Annotated in this window: 19 protein-coding genes; 5 read left to right on the top strand and 14 right to left on the bottom strand. The window is 42.4% G+C overall.

Annotated features, from left to right (window positions below; genetic code table 11):
• Positions 1-111 precede the first annotated feature (111 nt).
• On the bottom strand, positions 112-867 hold the full coding sequence (gene fadR, locus BM736_RS06050; protein WP_076409721.1) for a fatty acid metabolism transcriptional regulator FadR: 756 nt from the start codon (positions 865-867) through the stop codon (positions 112-114).
• Between the two features lie 305 nt (positions 868-1172).
• Here fadR and nhaB point away from each other — a divergent pair, with 305 nt between their 5' ends.
• A complete protein-coding gene (nhaB, locus tag BM736_RS06045) occupies positions 1173-2759 on the top strand; it encodes a sodium/proton antiporter NhaB (protein ID WP_076409719.1) in 1587 nt (528 codons plus the stop codon).
• Between the two features lie 130 nt (positions 2760-2889).
• Positions 2890-3438 (top strand): disulfide bond formation protein DsbB, encoded by a 549-nt coding sequence (gene dsbB, locus BM736_RS06040; RefSeq protein ID WP_372828345.1) that lies wholly within the window; start codon positions 2890-2892, stop codon positions 3436-3438.
• A gap of 86 nt (positions 3439-3524) precedes the next feature.
• Here dsbB and BM736_RS25365 read toward each other — a convergent pair whose 3' ends face one another.
• From BM736_RS25365 to BM736_RS06025, 4 genes are all read right to left on the bottom strand, one after another.
• Positions 3525-3656, bottom strand: a complete 132-nt coding sequence (locus BM736_RS25365) for a hypothetical protein (RefSeq protein WP_256717728.1) — start codon at positions 3654-3656, stop codon at positions 3525-3527.
• Between the two features lie 93 nt (positions 3657-3749).
• The gene (locus tag BM736_RS06035) at positions 3750-4190 is read right to left on the bottom strand and encodes a YcgN family cysteine cluster protein (RefSeq protein WP_076409715.1); all 441 of its coding nucleotides are present in this window, start codon (positions 4188-4190) and stop codon (positions 3750-3752) included.
• Between the two features lie 105 nt (positions 4191-4295).
• Positions 4296-5291, bottom strand: a complete 996-nt coding sequence (locus BM736_RS06030) for a lytic transglycosylase domain-containing protein (protein WP_083699856.1) — start codon at positions 5289-5291, stop codon at positions 4296-4298.
• A 23-nt stretch (positions 5292-5314) separates the two neighbouring features.
• The gene (locus tag BM736_RS06025; protein ID WP_076409713.1) at positions 5315-5596 is read right to left on the bottom strand and encodes a YcgL domain-containing protein; all 282 of its coding nucleotides are present in this window, start codon (positions 5594-5596) and stop codon (positions 5315-5317) included.
• 121 nt (positions 5597-5717) lie between these two features.
• Between BM736_RS06025 and minC the strand changes: the two genes are divergently transcribed.
• From minC to minE, 3 genes are read left to right on the top strand one after another with little or no spacing between them, the layout of a single operon-like run.
• Entirely contained in the window at positions 5718-6383 is a 666-nt protein-coding gene (gene minC, locus BM736_RS06020) for a septum site-determining protein MinC (protein WP_076409711.1), read from the top strand.
• A gap of 27 nt (positions 6384-6410) precedes the next feature.
• The gene (gene minD / locus BM736_RS06015; protein ID WP_076409708.1) at positions 6411-7220 is read left to right on the top strand and encodes a septum site-determining protein MinD; all 810 of its coding nucleotides are present in this window, start codon (positions 6411-6413) and stop codon (positions 7218-7220) included.
• Positions 7221-7222: 2 nt separating this feature from the next.
• A complete protein-coding gene (minE, locus tag BM736_RS06010) occupies positions 7223-7480 on the top strand; it encodes a cell division topological specificity factor MinE (RefSeq protein WP_076409706.1) in 258 nt (85 codons plus the stop codon).
• A gap of 75 nt (positions 7481-7555) precedes the next feature.
• On the opposite strand, the gene rnd is transcribed toward minE, so the two are convergent.
• From rnd to BM736_RS05965, 9 genes are all read right to left on the bottom strand, one after another.
• Positions 7556-8674 carry a ribonuclease D gene (gene rnd / locus BM736_RS06005; RefSeq protein WP_179079014.1) on the bottom strand — a complete coding sequence of 373 codons (1119 nt, stop codon included), beginning with the start codon at positions 8672-8674 and terminating at the stop codon, positions 7556-7558.
• Between the two features lie 78 nt (positions 8675-8752).
• Positions 8753-10426, bottom strand: coding sequence for a long-chain-fatty-acid--CoA ligase FadD (fadD, locus tag BM736_RS06000; RefSeq protein WP_076409702.1), 1674 nt, complete (start codon positions 10424-10426; stop codon positions 8753-8755).
• A 195-nt stretch (positions 10427-10621) separates the two neighbouring features.
• Positions 10622-11497, bottom strand: a complete 876-nt coding sequence (locus BM736_RS05995; protein WP_076409976.1) for an alpha/beta fold hydrolase — start codon at positions 11495-11497, stop codon at positions 10622-10624.
• 369 nt (positions 11498-11866) lie between these two features.
• Positions 11867-12697, bottom strand: coding sequence for a class I SAM-dependent methyltransferase (locus BM736_RS05990; protein ID WP_076409700.1), 831 nt, complete (start codon positions 12695-12697; stop codon positions 11867-11869).
• A gap of 141 nt (positions 12698-12838) precedes the next feature.
• Positions 12839-13543, bottom strand: coding sequence for a M50 family metallopeptidase (locus BM736_RS05985; RefSeq protein WP_076409697.1), 705 nt, complete (start codon positions 13541-13543; stop codon positions 12839-12841).
• Complete coding sequence (locus tag BM736_RS05980) at positions 13536-13910, bottom strand: hypothetical protein (RefSeq protein ID WP_076409695.1); 375 nt, start codon at positions 13908-13910, stop codon at positions 13536-13538. The genes BM736_RS05985 and BM736_RS05980 overlap by 8 nt, the downstream gene beginning before the upstream one ends.
• A gap of 112 nt (positions 13911-14022) precedes the next feature.
• Positions 14023-14742, bottom strand: a complete 720-nt coding sequence (gene tsaB / locus BM736_RS05975; RefSeq protein ID WP_076409694.1) for a tRNA (adenosine(37)-N6)-threonylcarbamoyltransferase complex dimerization subunit type 1 TsaB — start codon at positions 14740-14742, stop codon at positions 14023-14025.
• A gap of 258 nt (positions 14743-15000) precedes the next feature.
• Positions 15001-15699, bottom strand: coding sequence for a GMP synthase (locus tag BM736_RS05970; protein WP_076409693.1), 699 nt, complete (start codon positions 15697-15699; stop codon positions 15001-15003).
• A gap of 62 nt (positions 15700-15761) precedes the next feature.
• Complete coding sequence (locus tag BM736_RS05965) at positions 15762-16931, bottom strand: iron-containing alcohol dehydrogenase (RefSeq protein WP_076409692.1); 1170 nt, start codon at positions 16929-16931, stop codon at positions 15762-15764.
• Positions 16932-16998 lie beyond the last annotated feature (67 nt).

The raw sequence follows: 16998 nt of genomic DNA, 5'->3' as shown, positions 1-16998 counted from the left end.
TATACCGATTGGTATAAATAGGCTTGGCAGTAAAAGATGACTTATATTCATGCAATAAAAAACGCCTCTGTTTAGAGGCGTTTCTTTAAAAATATCACAGAAGCTGCAATATTAACTTTTATCAAGTTCTGCAGCCTGGCTATTTTTAAATCTTTGCCACACTTTGCCACTGTTAATACCATAACTGCGCATTAGACCAGGAATAGCGTTGTGGTTTTTCTCTTGAGCTAACTGTTTAAGCGCCTCATAAAACTCAAATGCGAGTTCACGTGCTTTAGGAATGGCAAAGTAATCTTCACCTACCCTGCTGTATAACCCTTTAAATCCATTAAGAATAAGTACATACAGTGGATTACCAGAGTTAAACGCTAAAGTATGGTGCAGTTGATAGTCAAACTCCACATAAGCTTTAGGTGCATCATCAAGCTCAGTTAAGGTATCAAGGACAGCTAACACCTTGTCAGGGTTATGGCGTACCGCCCCCTTGAAATAGATAGCACTGATATTCGTTCTAGCTGAAAGTAGCTGCTCTAGTAGCGCAGGCTCACCTTCTGGATTCAGATCTGCAATGGTCTCTAGAACATTAAGGCCCGAAGTCTCCCAAATATCATTCACTTTAGTTGGTTTACCATGTTGAATCGTTAGCCAACCATCTCTTGCTAAGCGCTGAAGCACCTCTCTTAATGTGGTACGAGTAACACCTATCAATTCTGATAATTCACGCTCAGCAGGTAATATCGTACCTGGTGGGAATTTATCTTCCCAAATAGATCGGACAATATATTTTTCAGCAAAGCTCGCAGGTCCTTTAGCTTCAATAATATCATTGGACTTTGACGCTGTAGGAGCTTTTTGGGCAATTGTCATCAGGGTAATGTTCCCACTCTAGTTCGTGTTATTTTATAACTGATCATACCAGAGCGACAAAAAATGGAAACCTTATCTGAGGTAATACTGGTTAAGATCAAAGTTTAATCCCTCAAAAAGCCCCAAAATCGCCCTCGAGTCACACTTTAAGGACACTTTTACCAATTAGCTCAAATTTTTAAGGCATTTTTAAGCTTTAGATGTGACTAAGGTATTAAATTCATGCTTTCTTTAAGCTAAACTGTGGCCGATCAAAATAGACTGTATCTAGTTAACAACAATATTTTTCAATTTGAGAGGGTGCCATGCCTGTGACAATGAGTCAGGCGTTTATTGATAACTTCTTAGGTAATTCACCTAAGTGGTTCAAAATCGCAATTATATCTTTTTTAATTATCAACCCAATTGTCTTCTACATAGACCCCTTTACTGCAGGTTGGTTACTGGTATTAGAGTTTATTTTTACCTTAGCAATGGCCCTTAAATGCTATCCACTACAACCTGGTGGTCTTCTAGCAATTGAAGCTGTGATCATCGGCATGACCTCCCCCAGCCAGGTATTGCATGAGATAGAGGCAAACTTAGAAGTACTACTGCTGCTTATCTTTATGGTTGCCGGCATCTACTTTATGAAGCAGTTACTGCTATTTGCTTTCACAAAGATGATCACTAAGATACGTTCAAAGGTGGTTGTTTCACTGATGTTCTGTATCGCATCAGCTGTCCTTTCAGCATTCCTCGACGCACTAACCGTTATTGCGGTAATCATTGCTGTCGCAGTAGGTTTTTACTCTATTTATCACAAAGTTGCATCCGGTAAGAGTTTTGCAGATGCTCACGATCATACTTCTGAGGGCGGTAACCAGCTGTGTGAAGATGAACTTGAAGCATTTAGAGGATTCCTACGTAACCTACTGATGCATGCCGGTATTGGTACTGCGTTAGGTGGCGTTTGCACTATGGTTGGTGAACCTCAAAACCTGATCATTGCAGCACAAGCTAACTGGCAGTTTGCTGAATTTGCACTGCGTATGTCCCCTGTGACTGTGCCTGTCTTCGTTGCTGGTATCGCAACCTGCTTCCTCGTTGAAAAGTTCAAAGTATTCAATTATGGCGTGCAGCTACCTGAAGCGGTTCATAAGATTCTATCTGACTACGATGCTCATGAAGATGCACACCGTACCAAACATGACAAGATGAAGTTATTTGTTCAAGCCATCATAGGTGTTTGGTTAGTTGTTGGACTTGCCCTGCATTTAGCCTCAGTGGGTCTAATTGGTTTATCTGTCATCATACTTGCAACCGCATTTAATGGTGTCACTAACGAGCATGCGCTAGGTAAAGCATTTGAAGAAGCCTTACCATTTACAGCACTACTTGCTGTTTTCTTTGCTATTGTAGGCGTCATTATCGACCAACAGCTGTTTGCTCCTGTTATTCAATGGGCACTGAGCTATGAAGGTAATACACAGTTAGTTATTTTCTATGTTGCTAACGGTTTATTATCTATGGTTAGTGATAACGTATTTGTCGGTACTGTTTATATTAACGAGATTAAAGCTGCATTGCTTGACGGCCAAATTACACGTGATCAGTTTGACCTGCTTGCTGTAGCCGTTAATACAGGTACAAACTTGCCTTCAGTCGCCACGCCTAATGGACAAGCAGCCTTCCTGTTCTTATTGACTTCGGCAATTGCACCTTTAATTAGACTGTCTTATGGTCGTATGGTTTGGATGGCACTGCCTTACACGATTGTATTATCAATTGTTGGTGTTTTAGCGATTCAATTTGGCTTCCTCGAAGATATGACTCAATACTTCTATGACACTCATATGATTCTCCACCATACGGTCAAAGAAGCAGCACAAGGTGCTATGAGTAGCCATTAATTTAGGTTTTCGATGAACTTTTCAAGTTCACTAAAGTCTTATAAACGCCCATAACGGGCGTTTTTTTTATTGGTTTAATACCCATTTTCGCTGACAATACCATTTCAAGAATATTATGGAGAATATACTGTTGAATCCGATGATTAAGTTTTCCCAATCACGTTTGGCTTGGGGCATCCTTGCTGGTAGCGCCCTAGGCCTGGAGCTTTGTGCGCTCTTTTTCCAACATGTGATGAAGCTAGACCCATGTGTCATGTGTATATACCAAAGACTGGCAATTTTTGGCATTTTGGCTGCAGGGTTAATAGGTATAGTCGGACACAAGAATCGATTCGCTAGGTTACTTGCGGTGATAGGTTGGGGAGTCAGTGCAGCTTGGGGTTTAAAGGTTGCGCTAGAGTTAGTCGATATGCAGATGAACCCCTCACCATTTGCGACCTGCTCTTTCTTACCTGAGTTTCCAAGCTGGATGCCACTACATGAGTGGTTGCCTTCAATATTCCTACCGACAGGAATGTGTAGTGATGTGCCTTGGGAGTTTATGGGGATCACTATGGGTCAGTACATGATTGGCGCTTTCGGAGCCTACCTGCTTGCATTGGTTATCTTTGTTATTCCAGCCCTATCGGCAACTAATACCATTTCGCATAAGAAAGTGCTCAACTCAGAGCTATTTTAGGCAAACTAGTTCGTGGCGGATAACTGAAGTAATGGTGGCTCCCTTACGAAGTTATTCAACGAAGAAATAGGCAGCCTAAAAAGCTCCTAAAAGGCGAGTCTTAGCACTTCTGAATGCCGCGTCATCGAGCTTGAACGTAGAATCACTATGCCCTTCACTCGCTTCCTTGCCTCAGAAGCGTTAAGCTCTCGCTGAGTGATCACATCTTTATGCGACATGGTATAAAGCCAAGTAACCCAATCTGAACACTAAATATAACAATGCCAGTCAGCACCACTGACTGGCATTGTTATATCTGAACTTAGCTAGCATTAATCGAGATCTTTAAGAGGCCAAAGCACAATATGGTCCTCCATATATTTTACCTTGTTCTCACAAACGACCTTATCCTGTATCGACATCCCTTTTTGGTGCATTAAATCTTTTGAGCCAGTAATCAATGGATGCCAGCTTGGCAGTTCTTTACCTAAGTAAAGTCGACGATAAGCACAACTATCTGGTAACCAAGTGAGCTGTGCAAGGTTATCTATCGTGACCTGGGTGCATGAAGGGACAAAATTAAATCTTTGAATATAGTGAATGCAATGACCCTCTTTATGGTCAAGCAGTTTACAAGCGGCATTCGTGTAGTAGAGATCTTCCGTCTCATCATCAATCAATTTATTTAAGCAACACTTTCCACAACCGTCGCATAGAGATTCCCACTCAGTGATATCCAACTCAGCTAAGGTTTTTTCTTTCCAAAATGCCATTAATATTTTCTATAAAGCTAACTCAATAGCACTATTTTACACTAGCTGCAGTACACATTGTAGTGACTTGGGTCGAGCCATTAAATATCCTTGATGAGATGGCGCTCACTCAATTGGGGGATATTTAATCCGCTCAGAGAGATAGGCAACAGAAACGGCAAAGTATGCAGAGTTTTTCCAAGTCAATAAAGCCCGGAAATTATCATAAACAAGGTACTTCCTGCCTGTAATACCGTCCGGCATGATTAAAGAGATCTGCATATCGTCACGTTTAGGTAACTGGCTGCCATCAAAGCGAGTGATACCAAGTTCTGACCATTGTGAGAAGGTCTTTTGAGTCGATAAACCAACCAATGCTTCATCGAAACCTTCAGGGGTTAACACTTGCCGTCCCCAGGTTTCCTGACTTTTCCAGCCAGCCCCTTGCAGGTAAGCAGCAGCTAGCGCCATGGCATCGAAGGAGTCACTCCAAATGTTTTGACTGCCATCACCATTGCTATCTTGTGTAGCGCTGAGGTAATGTGAGGCAGACATCTGCATTAAGCCTAACCCTCCCTCTCCAGAAGCTAAGAGTTCACTGTATTCAAGCTGACCGTTATCGAGTATTTTTAGCGCTGAGAAAAACTCAGCCTTATGATAAGGCTCATTAGTCTTGTTATACGCTAATGACGCCGTTACAGATAAGACGGGGTAATGGGCTAAATGTGCGCCAAAATTTGATTCAATACCCCACATTGAGACAATAAAGCGAGGTTGTACACCGTATTTTTTGCCCAACACATTAAGCTCTTCATAATGCTCTTTGTAAAGTGCACGTGCAGTAAGCACATTGGTTTCGGTGACACGATTAGGCAGGTAGGTTTCTAGGGTGAGACCTTCAAGACTGTCGTCATTGGTGACGACAGCTTTGCGAAAGCGTTTAATCTTAGGGAAAGCTGATGCTATTGTCGATTCACTAATGCCAAGCGTAATCGCCTCTTGCTTTAGCGTTAGCAGATAATCGCTAAAACGTGTGGCACTCTGTATCTCTTGAGCAAAAATAGTCGGTGAAACAATTAGACAGCAAGAAACGAGAAACAAACCACACTTTTTCAAAACCATAAACCTTCCTTAACTTGGATATCTTAATCCCTGCTATATCCAATCTCTTTTTTATGCGCTTCTAGTAAGTTAACCTTAGGTGGAGGCAGTTGCAAATAATAACCTTTTTCTTTCAGTTCACTTTTTACTTTATTGATATCAGCAAACCCTAAGTGATCACGTTTAGATAAAGGCAACATCATCACAAGTTCAGCTTCACCAAACATCTCAAGTAATGCTTCAGGAACCCGTTCAAATTCATTGCGTTTTTCAATAAAAAGATAACTGTCAGCCTTACGGCGACTCTTATACACAGCACAGATCATATACTACCAACTTTCCAAACTATTCAACTTGCCAGTTACAGAGCCACACTATAACATGGACAGTCAGGAATATAATGCACATCAGCATCTATGCTGGCCATTAATAAAGAGCAATATCGGAATGCAGAAACCCAGCCTAGAGTTAAAGGGCTCCTCTTTTACGCTTTCTGTGCTTCATATCAATCATTTTGATCTGGATAAAGTCGCAGCAGAGCTTGATAGCAAGTTAGCTATTGCCCCTCAATTTTTTATTGGCGCCCCTTTGGTCGTCAATCTTAGTTCAATTACTGATCCTGATTATAATCTTGATGCATTAAAAGACCTGCTCACTTCAAGGCAACTTGTCATTGTAGGTATTACAGCAGCTATTACAGAGATAGCCACTAAAGCGAAAGCCCTTGGCCTTGCACTGATAAAATCAGGTAAACAAAGCCAAACCCAGCCTCAAATGCCGAAGATAACTAAAGTTATCAGTAAAAACATTCGTTCAGGCCAACAAGTGTATGCCAAAAATGGCGATCTGATTATCGTCGGTACTGTTGGTAATGGTGCAGAGCTCATCGCAGATGGCAGCATCCATGTTTATGGCTCCCTTCGTGGTAAGGCAATGGCGGGCGCATCAGGTGATAAACATGCGGTAATAGTCGCAAAATCGATTGAAGCAGAGCTTGTTTCAATCGCTGGTCAGTACTGGTTGACCGAACACATTCAAGCAAATAGCACAACAAAAAGTGGTTGTATTCGACTCGAAGGCGAATCGCTTACCATTGAGTCGCTACCACTTTAAAGACAGATAATAAGGATAGATGAATACATGGCACAAATTATTGTTGTCACCTCAGGCAAAGGCGGTGTAGGAAAAACAACTTCTAGTGCAGCTATTGCTACAGGGTTGGCATTAAAAGGACATAAAACTGTTGTTGTCGATTTTGATATTGGCCTTAGAAATTTGGACCTTATCATGGGCTGTGAACGTCGTGTTGTTTATGACTTCGTTAACGTTATCAATGGTGAAGCAAATTTAAACCAGACTCTGATTAAAGATAAGCGTTGTGAACAGCTTTATGTACTTCCAGCCTCACAAACACGTGATAAAGATGCCTTAACAAAAGAAGGTGTGGGTAAAGTACTGGCAGATCTTGCTGAAACATTTGAATATATCATTTGTGATTCACCTGCAGGCATAGAAACAGGTGCCATGATGGCACTCTATTTCGCTGATATTGCCATTGTAACAACAAACCCAGAAGTGAGCTCAGTAAGAGATTCAGATCGTATTCTAGGCATGTTACAGAGTAAGTCTAAACGTGCAGAGGAAGGTCTTGAGCCAGTTAAAGAGTACCTGCTACTCACTCGCTACTCTCCAGCTCGCGTATCTACAGGTGAGATGTTAAGTGTTGAAGATGTAGAGGAGATCCTCGCAATTCCACTTATTGGTGTCATACCTGAATCACAAGCTGTGTTAAAAGCATCAAACTCAGGTGTTCCAGTGATCATAGATCAAGAGAGTGATGCAGGAAAAGCATACAGCGACAGTGTAGAACGCTTACTTGGTGAAGAGCTTCCTTTACGCTTTGTCACTGAAGAGAAAAAAGGTTTTTTGAAAAGGATATTTGGTAGCTAATTATGTCATTACTTGATTATTTCAAAACAAAAAAGAAGTCCAGTACTGCATCTACAGCCAAAGAAAGGTTACAGATCATAGTTGCACATCAACGCGGAGAGCGTGATGCCCCTGACTACTTCCCAAAGATGAAGCAAGAGATCATCGAGGTGATCAGAAAGTATGTTCAGGTTGAAACCGATCAGGTCTCAGTACAGTTAGATCAAAACGATGACAAGCTCTCAGTGTTAGAGCTCAATGTCACTCTTCCTGAGAAGTAGTTTCCCCGCAAGATACAAAAACGCCGTATTGATTAAAATACGGCGTTTTTTATTGTGCCTATATACACGCTAGGGCTAGATATTCGATAGCTTCAGCTCATTCAAACTGGTCTCTACTAACCCTTTACGCCAACCTGTCAACAAGAGTGGCGTAGCAGTGACTTTACCATCCCATAACCACTGCAAGTACTCATGAATGTGTCGCTTCGAGCCTAACAGTTCAATCGATACCTGCTTGTTTTCTGCGATAGCCACTAAGCAATTTTTAATCGCTTTAAATGAAGACTTATAGCCTGTTTTGAGTGCAATCACATCAATCGCTTTAGGTGGATTATCCAGATCGGCGGTTTTAAGTAAGGCTAGAATGTCCTTTCCGTGGATCCGCTTCTCCTGCTCAGTCAGCTCCGTCATATTAAACAGCTCATTATTAGACTTAGGCTGTTTCTTTGCTAAGCCAATCAAAGCATGATCTTTAACCACGAAGCCAACAGCTAAATCGCGAGATAACGCTTTTTGTAGACGCCATTTAGCCAGCACTTTCAAAAAGGCGAGTTGCTTAGGACTCAGTTGAAATGCATTTTTTACTTTAAGGTATGCTTGGTCAAGGTTAGGCGGAGTCAATCGGTCTTTCGTCATTCGCTCCCCCTCTTCGAAGACCCAAGCTAATCTATCTTGTTCTTCTAGCTTTTCAATCAATTGAGGATAGAGGTTATAGAGGTAATACACATCATTGGCTGCGTAATTAAGCTGAGCTTCTGACAGTGGGCGCTTCATCCAATCTGTTCTAGACTCACCTTTATCCAATACGATATCTAACGTTTGCTCGACAAGTTTGCCATACCCTAGCCCATGACCGAAGCCACAAAGTGATGCCGCTATCTGGCTATCAAACAGTTTAAAGGGCTGACAATTACCATTACGGGCAAACACTTCTAAATCTTCGCTACAAGAATGCAGTACAGTTGTGATCTCTGGCACCGTCAGCAGTTGCCAAAACTCTGCCAAATTACTCACAGCCACAGGGTCAATTAATGCCAACGTTTTGCCATCATAGGCTTGAATAAGGCCTAAGCGGGCATAATATGTGCGTGTGCGAACAAACTCTGTATCTAATACCAGTAATTGACTCTGGCGATATTGCGCAACTAGCTTTGTTAAGCTCGCATCATCATCTATATATTCAAACGTTAACAATTTCTTCTCCCAAGTTGATGTCACTACCATAAAAAAAACCGGCCTAAAGCCGGTTTCGAGAATCTAATAGGATGAGGGTTAAGCTGACTTCACTTCATCCCTTAACTCTCTACGTAAGATCTTGCCTACGTTAGTCTTCGGTAGCTCATCTCTGAATTCTACCAGCTTAGGTACTTTATATCCCGTTAAATGCTCGCGACAGTGGTCAATGACATCACGTTCGCTCAAAGATTTATCACTTGGAACGACAAACACCTTCACTGTTTCACCAGAAATATCGTTAGGAACACCTACAGCTGCAACCTCAACCACACTGGCATGCATAGCAACAACATCCTCAACTTCATTAGGGAATACATTGAAGCCTGAAACTAAGATCATATCTTTCTTTCGATCGACAATAAAAAAGTAGCCCTGCTCGTCCATATAGCCGATATCGCCGGTCGCTAAATAACCTTGTTCATCGATAACTTTTGCAGTCTCTTCTGGACGTTGCCAATAGCCCAGCATTATTTGCGGCCCTTTGGCAAACAGTTCACCAACCTCACCTTGTGCTAACACTTTACCGTCATCATCGCGCACTTGAATATCAGTCATGGCGACAGGAAAGCCAATTGAGCCATTATAGCCAACAAGATTATAGGGACAGCATGAAACTAAAGGTGAAGCTTCGGTCAAGCCATAACCTTCGAGTAATTTAGTTTGGGTAATGGACTGCCATTTATCCGCAACAGCACGCTGGACAGCCATTCCGCCACCAATCGAAAGCTTTAGATGAGTGAAGTCTAGCTGACTAAACTCATCTGAATTCACCAGTGCATTAAATAGCGTATTCACACCGGTAATTGCGGTATAAGGGTGTTTCTTCAATTCACCAATAAATGCAGGTAGATCTCTTGGGTTAGTGATCAGCAAGTTATTGGCGCCTTTATGCATGAACAATAGGCAGTTAACCGTAAGTGCAAAAATATGATAAAGCGGCAGTGCTGTAACGACAAATTCTTTGCCATCGATCAAAAGCGGTGAATATGCTGCATCAGCTTGTAGCAAGTTGCTGACAATATTTCCATGACTCAGCATGGCACCTTTAGATACACCCGTTGTGCCACCGGTATACTGTAAGAATGCAAGATCCTCTTTGACCAGTTTAGGCTTAACATACTGTAATCGACGTCCTTTACTCAGTGCTTTTCTCATCGATATCGCATGTGGAAGGTCGTACTTAGGGACCATCTTTTTAATATATTTAACAACAAAGTTTACTAGGGTGCGCTTTGGTGCACTAAGCAGATCACCTAGCCCTGTTAAAATAACGCTCTCAACGGGTGTCTGATCAACGACTTTCTCAAGTGTATGAGCAAAGTTAGACACAACCACAATGGCTTTGGCACCAGAGTCATTTAATTGGTGTTTTAACTCTCTGGGTGTATAAAGGGGATTAACATTTACGACCACTAAACCTGCACGTAAAACACCAAACAGTGCAATCGGATACTGCAGCAGGTTGGGCATCATTATCGCAACTTTGTCGCCCTTTTTAAGCTTAAGCTCGTTTTGAAGGTAAGCGGCGAAAGCGCGACTGCGCTCTTCAAGTTTCCGGTAAGTTAATGTCGCGCCCATATTAACAAATGCAGGCTGGTCGGCATACTTGGACACTGAGGTCTCAAACATCTCAACAAGTGAGTCATACTGCTCAACATTGATCTCAGAGGGTACATCATCCGGTAAATTGTTAATCCAAATCTGTTCCACAAAAATTCTCCTAAAGCCACATTCAGTGGATATAAACCTATCGGTCTATAAATAGCCTGTAAATCAACAAGCAAAAACGCTGATTTTAATTGTTTTTATAATAAACACCGATTTCATACAGGTGTTTTAATTTTGATCATCATCACATAAATAGAGTAAAAAACCTAGTCCCTTTTTAGGGTTTATCTTATTTCATCATTTCGACATAAACTCTTCAATCGACTTCGCCACATTTTCGGCATTCCCCATGTGTAAATGGTGATCACCACTTAACTTTACCGATGAGAGACGCTTGAACCATCCTTGCGCTTTAGGAAGTAAAGTATCTATCTGCTTATAACCATTATCTGCCGTGATTAGCAGTGTTTCTACCTCATGCTCTGTCATCAAGGCGTCTACTTGCTCAAAAGTCAGCCTCAAAGGTGAATCTAATTTTAGTCGAGGATCGCTTCGCCAACTCACGCCATGACTCGATGCCATCATGTTTCTCTCAACAATTAGCTTACACCATGATGCTTGTAGCCCTGTTAGCCGCGTACGTGCTTTAACAGCCACATCTATTGAGTCATAAACTGCAGCAGGCGCCCCTACTTTTCTTAGCATCTGTAAGTGACTTGCAAAGCTATTAGTTAACCTATGATTATTGTTTGAGGCAGGCTCAAACAAGGGGCATACAGCCTCCATCAAAACTAACTTAGCAACCCTTTGAGGAAAAGCTGCGGTATACGCTGCAGCAACAATGCCACCTAACGAGTGACCAATAAGTCCCGCAAGTTGATTTTGCTCACTCAAACGATTAATCAGGACCTCAAGATCATAAAGATAATCAATCCAATGTAATGGATATAAACCAGGTCTGTGCTCTGAGTGCCCATGCCCTGGCCAATCGATCGCTATAATCTGGTATTTTGATAAATGTTGAGCGAGGGGGACATAACTATCTGCGTTGTCTAACCAACCGTGTAGTGCAAGTAGTAATGGTTTACTAGAGTCACCCCAGCATTTTCCCGATAAACGAATATGGGGTAATTGAAACTCAAGGTCATTGCCCAAGTTGTAATGCTCCGACATATCATCAACCCTCATTCTATTGACTGTGATCAACGTAAACGCCTCCTTAATACCAATCATTGTAAGAAAGAGAGCAGCTCAACGTATTTTTGGCAACTAATTCAAGGCGAATAGCTGATGGAATGGTGATTCCCTTGTGAAGCTGTTCAACGAAAAGCTAGGCAGCCAAAACACGCCTAAAAGGCGAGCTTTAGCGCTTCATATGCTGTGTTAACGAGCTTAGACATAGATGTTCTGAATGTCGTTAATGCAGGAGCAATTAATAACCTTACCTCTGAAGCGCTAAACTCTCACTGAGCAATCTTATCTTTATACTGATTGGTATCAGGGGGCGCAAGATTGCCATAGATAAACGATGATGTCAGTTATTTATTGGCTGTTTTTAATAAATTTTAACGTCATGCGATCGCTCTCACCAATCGCCAGATACTTTTCTTTATCTTGGGCATCAAGAGCAAGTCTAGGTGGTAAAGTCCAAACCCCTTTAGGGTAGTTTTTAGTATCTTTACTGTTGGCATTTATCTCTGACTTAGCGACAAGCGTAAAGCCAACTTTTTCAGCTAAAGCGATGACTTCTGCTTCATCCATATAGCCAGTTTTTGCATCCATCCCAGGATTTGCTCTATGTTCAACAACCCCAAACGTACCACCTGATTTAAGTACATCATAAGCAGACTCAAACACAGGCTCTAGGTGCCCTTTCATTGCCCAATTATGTAGGTTTCTGAATGTCAGAACAGTATCTACGCTGGCCTCAGTGCCTAAAGCGTAATGTTTTGGTGGCTCAAAAGTGACTGTTGTCGCCTTGCCCAAAACGTTACGGTTACTCTTAAGCCAAGCTTCGAATTTTAAGCCAGATTTAACACGGTAACCTTGCTTTTTTTTCTCATCATCAGTTTTTGTATCAAAGTTACCAGCGACATATTGCCCTTCACTGGCCAAGTATGGTGCTAAAATCTCTGCATACCAACCACCGCCAGGCCAAAGCTCAACCACAGTATCTGACGGCTTAATATCAAAAAATGCGAGGGTTTCTGCTGGATGTCGATAATTATCTCGCTCAGCATTTTTTGCTTGCCTGAAGTCGCTACTCACTGCTTGCTGCAATGTCATAGCTTCATGACCAGTTGAATGTGCACTCACTCCTGTACTGACAGTAGCAGTAAAAAGTAAGCTGGCGATAAGTGAACTGTTTTTCATGCTTCTTCCTTGTTGGTATATTTACTGCCCCAAGCTAGCAGCAGAGGGCACAAAATCCAAGCAGGTTTACAGCAACAAGCATGAGTTAACAGGTTAAAAATCGTGAGAAAATGTTACAAAGGTAATAAAAGAATCGCTTTCTTATGATTTAAGCGCGGCTCTGTCGACTCGCTGCCAGCATAGAAATATCATTAATGCACTTATAGCTAGCCAGACAAAAACCCAAATCCAAGCTGGAACCCAAGTGGCGCCAGCAAGCATAGCTGCATCACCTTTGCCGCTAAGACCAAGAAGCACCGTTGGACTTGCCAGCGCATTAAGCATGATCATCAAGGCCATGATTCTCAAGCCACCACCCATAAAGCGGTTTGTACTTAGCTTTAATGGCAACAAAAACAGTACAGCTAAACTCGCTAAAATAGAGATAGTCAGTAGATCTCGCCCCCATAGAATGGCGGTCAACACCACAGCACTACCCAGTAAAGCGAAACTAACCCGAATACCTCTTGGCCAAGTCGCGAGAATAAAAATCAGATATCCCCATAGCGCAGCGCCAAAATAGCCACTAAAACCAATAACGACAGGCCAACCACCTTGGCTATAACACAGGCCTGCGCCATTAGGGAAAAGCTGAATATGACTGACAGCTCCCCCCGTTATTAATGTGGCTAAACCGTGGGACAATTCATGAAAGTAGCTTTCAAGCCATTTGAAAGGAATGCTGATAAAAGGTAAGCGTGTGATAAGCAGTGCGATTAATAGCTCAATCAAGAAGCGACCACGACTCGGCGCGCCTGAAGTCGATGATGCAGCTGGGCTTATTAATGAATCTGATTGGTTATGCATACAGGTCAATACCTACCATCTGCTGTATCGCTTCCCTCTCCTGGGCATGTTGAGTTGTCAAATACTGTGCGACAGCGCCAGCACTCGATTGAGTTTGTTGCTCATAGTGTAATTTTGCATCGACACGTGAAGACACTTGCTCTGGGGTGGGGAGTTGTGGTTCAGCTGATTGACCTTGTTGCTCACCCTGAGGTTCATCACTAGCTTGTTGTATTGACTTGTTTTGATTAACAAGGGCTTGAGACTTTTCTATTCCTTCTACAAAGCCTGTTACCTCAACTTGCTTAGATGGATTAACCGTCTCAGTGCCATTCGCCGTTATCGGCTTTGACTTAGGAGCGTCAAAAACAGTATTTTGTATGAGCATTGTGCTTAGACCCTCCCTTAAAAGTTAATCCGTTCAACTGTTCAAGACTTAATCCATTGTTCAGTGAAAGACTTAAGTCAACCAGGTTTATAAAGCCTCCTGGTAAGCTGCCTTACTCGCGGCCTGGTAACTTCTTCCAAGACACGGTATCCCTGACATAGACAGGTGCAAGCTCATCAACACTGGTCGACAGACCACTTGCATATCCTTGTTTCGCTAATGCCAACATAGATTTAGCATCAGGGAATTTTATATTGTTAGCTATTTGAATATTACTAGCAAGTTCTAGTAGTTCAGGGTAAGTATCAAAACCAGTGCCTGTCGCGGTAATTGATGCGTCAGTCTCTAGCGTCAGGTTCACTAAGTTTGGCGCAATGACAGCCTCATGACCAACGAGCTCAGCAAGGCCGTCTTTGACGATAAATTGCCCCCAGTATACTTCACCCATTCTTGCATCTATCGCAGTAATGATATGCTCTGCACCTTGGTCATCAAACACTGCTTGAGCCATTGTTTGAAGTGTAGATATACCGATCACAGGAATATCTTGCCCGAGCGCCAACCCTTGAGTCATGCTCGTGCAGATGCGGATCCCAGTGAAACTGCCAGGCCCTCGTCCATAAGCAATCAAGTCAACATCTGCTAATTTAATATTTGCTTGAGACAACACACTATCTACCATAGGCAGAATGCGCTGGCTGTGTTCACGTGGCACAACCGCTAATTCAGAATATTGTTCACCCTTGATGAGCAGAGAGGCCGAGCAAGACTCGGTACACGTATCTAATGAAAGTATAGTGAGGTCATCAGGGGATTTCTTTCGTTCAGTCATCTATTTCCACAAACTTTAAGGTTAAAAAGCAGGTCTCATCACATCAATTGCAGATGAAGTAAATTGATTATGGCCACTATTTGAGGTGAGTAACTCATTTACTCTGACAAATATAGACTCAAAATCATAACTATTTTAGTAACAGCAATTTCAGATTATAACCTATGTCACTACCCGTTGTCGGCCACTGAGATTTAAATACCGTACTCAATGGTTAAATAACGCCCAACACTTAGTTCATTTTAACCAACAGATTGTTCATTTTAAGAAATTAATCAGCCATTGGGTTACAAGTTTATCGTCAACGGATAAAGAGAGAGATTCGATTCCTGATTCGATTCGCTCATGGGGGATACGGTCGCGGCGTGCGTTCATCAAATCTTTAGAGTAGAGTTTGCTAAACTCAGGGTGGCCCTGAATACCGATAAAGTGTTGATTAATTTGCATCATATAGTGAGGGCAAAATTCGCTTGCCGCTAAAATGACCGCCCCCGGGGGGAGTTGTTTAACTTGATCTTGATGGCTAACGACCAAAGATATTTCGTTATGCCCGCGCTCCATCCACTCTTCAGTATGGGTTACCCGAGAAGTATTAATGCCAACTCCCCAACCTTTAGATGACTTTTCGACTGTCCCGCCCAACGCTTTAGCCATCATTTGATGACCAAAACAGATCCCAATTAACTTTTTACGGGCATGGTGCAATTGACAGATAAATGTTTGAAGCTCTTGTATCCATTCATAGGAGTCATTAGCACCATATCGACTACCGGTTGTAATGTATGCATCACATATATCTATCGATTCTGGAAACTCCCCATCTATTACCCGGTAGGTGCTAAACTCGAGATGTTCTTCAACCGAATTGAACAATCGAGCAAACATCTCAGGGTAGTTACCATGTTTATCTTGCAACGCTTCAGTGACGTCATCACATTGTAAAATGCCTATGTTCATTTTGCTCTCCTGTTCTGCGCACACTCACACTAGAAATACACGTATTCATCTCGAATCGCTTCTCAATTTAGCTGACCTTTTACCGCATGGGTAAAAATCAACGAATACTGCTCGGCAGTTAATGCTATCGGATTACCACCTGCAGCAGCATCAATCACAGCCATCTCACCGACCAATGAACTATCGTCTAATGTGATACCAATATCCGCGAGTGTATGAGGAATTAACAAGCGACTTCTGAATGCTAAAATCCAATACAGGAAACCATCGAAACTTGTGTCCTCGAGCCCAAGATAACGTGCCAATCGAGTGATTTTATCTTCTAAAACCAACCGGTTTCGCTGCAAGACATAGGGCATTAGAATCGCATTTAGCAAGCCATGATGTTTGTTATACAAGGCGCCTAATGTATGCGCTAGCGCGTGCATGCCCCCAAGTCCTCGCTGAAAACTGGTAGCCCCCATTGTTGATGCGACTAACATCTGAGTCCGCGCTTCAATATCGTCACCATTTTCTACAGCGTAAGGTAGAAACTCTTTGATGAGTCTAATGGCTTCGATAGCAATGCCTTCAGCCATTGGATGATAAGATGGCGCACAATACGCTTCTAGGTTATGAGAGAGTGCATCGAGTCCTGTTGCTGCAGTAATATGAGCAGGTAAGCCCGTCGTCAGGCTTGGATCAAGCAGTACGCGTTTTGGCAACATATCTGGATGAAAAATAATGCGTTTAACATGGGGGTGACTATCTGTATCTGTGATAACTGCTGCTCGGCCAACTTCAGAACCAGTACCTGCTGTGGTTGGTACAGCAACAACCGGTAAGATTAAGCTCGCATCAATATGAGTCCAATTATCGTTGATATCTTCTGTTTGCCACAATGATAATGACTGCCTAGCAAGCATAGCAATGGCTTTTGCGGCATCTAAACTCGAGCCGCCGCCAAAAGCGATAACACCATCAAACTCTCCCCTGATTAACACTTTACAGCCTGTGCGAATGTTATCTCCCGTGGGATTAGCCTGTATATCGCAAAAAACCTCAATCACTAACCCCGCATCGAGACCAATTTTAACCACCTGCTTAACCATGTCTAAGTTCGCAAGACCTGGGTCGGTGACCAAAATAACTTTCGACATATTGAGTTCAATACAGGCAGCAGCGATTTTGCTAATGCAGCCATCTCCTACAGAGATCGCTGTAGGATAATTCCAACTTGCTGATAATTCCATTGTTTGCTCCCTTACCTTGCCATTTCAGAAGTCATATAAAGCGCCATTTCAAGAACAATAGTTGTCC

Origin of the sequence: Shewanella sp. UCD-KL12, from assembly GCF_001957125.1 — a bacterium.
In the GTDB taxonomy this organism is placed as follows: domain Bacteria; phylum Pseudomonadota; class Gammaproteobacteria; order Enterobacterales; family Shewanellaceae; genus Shewanella.
The sequence above is the reverse complement of the archived record's forward strand: the minus strand, read 5'-3'. Positions and strand labels throughout refer to the sequence as shown.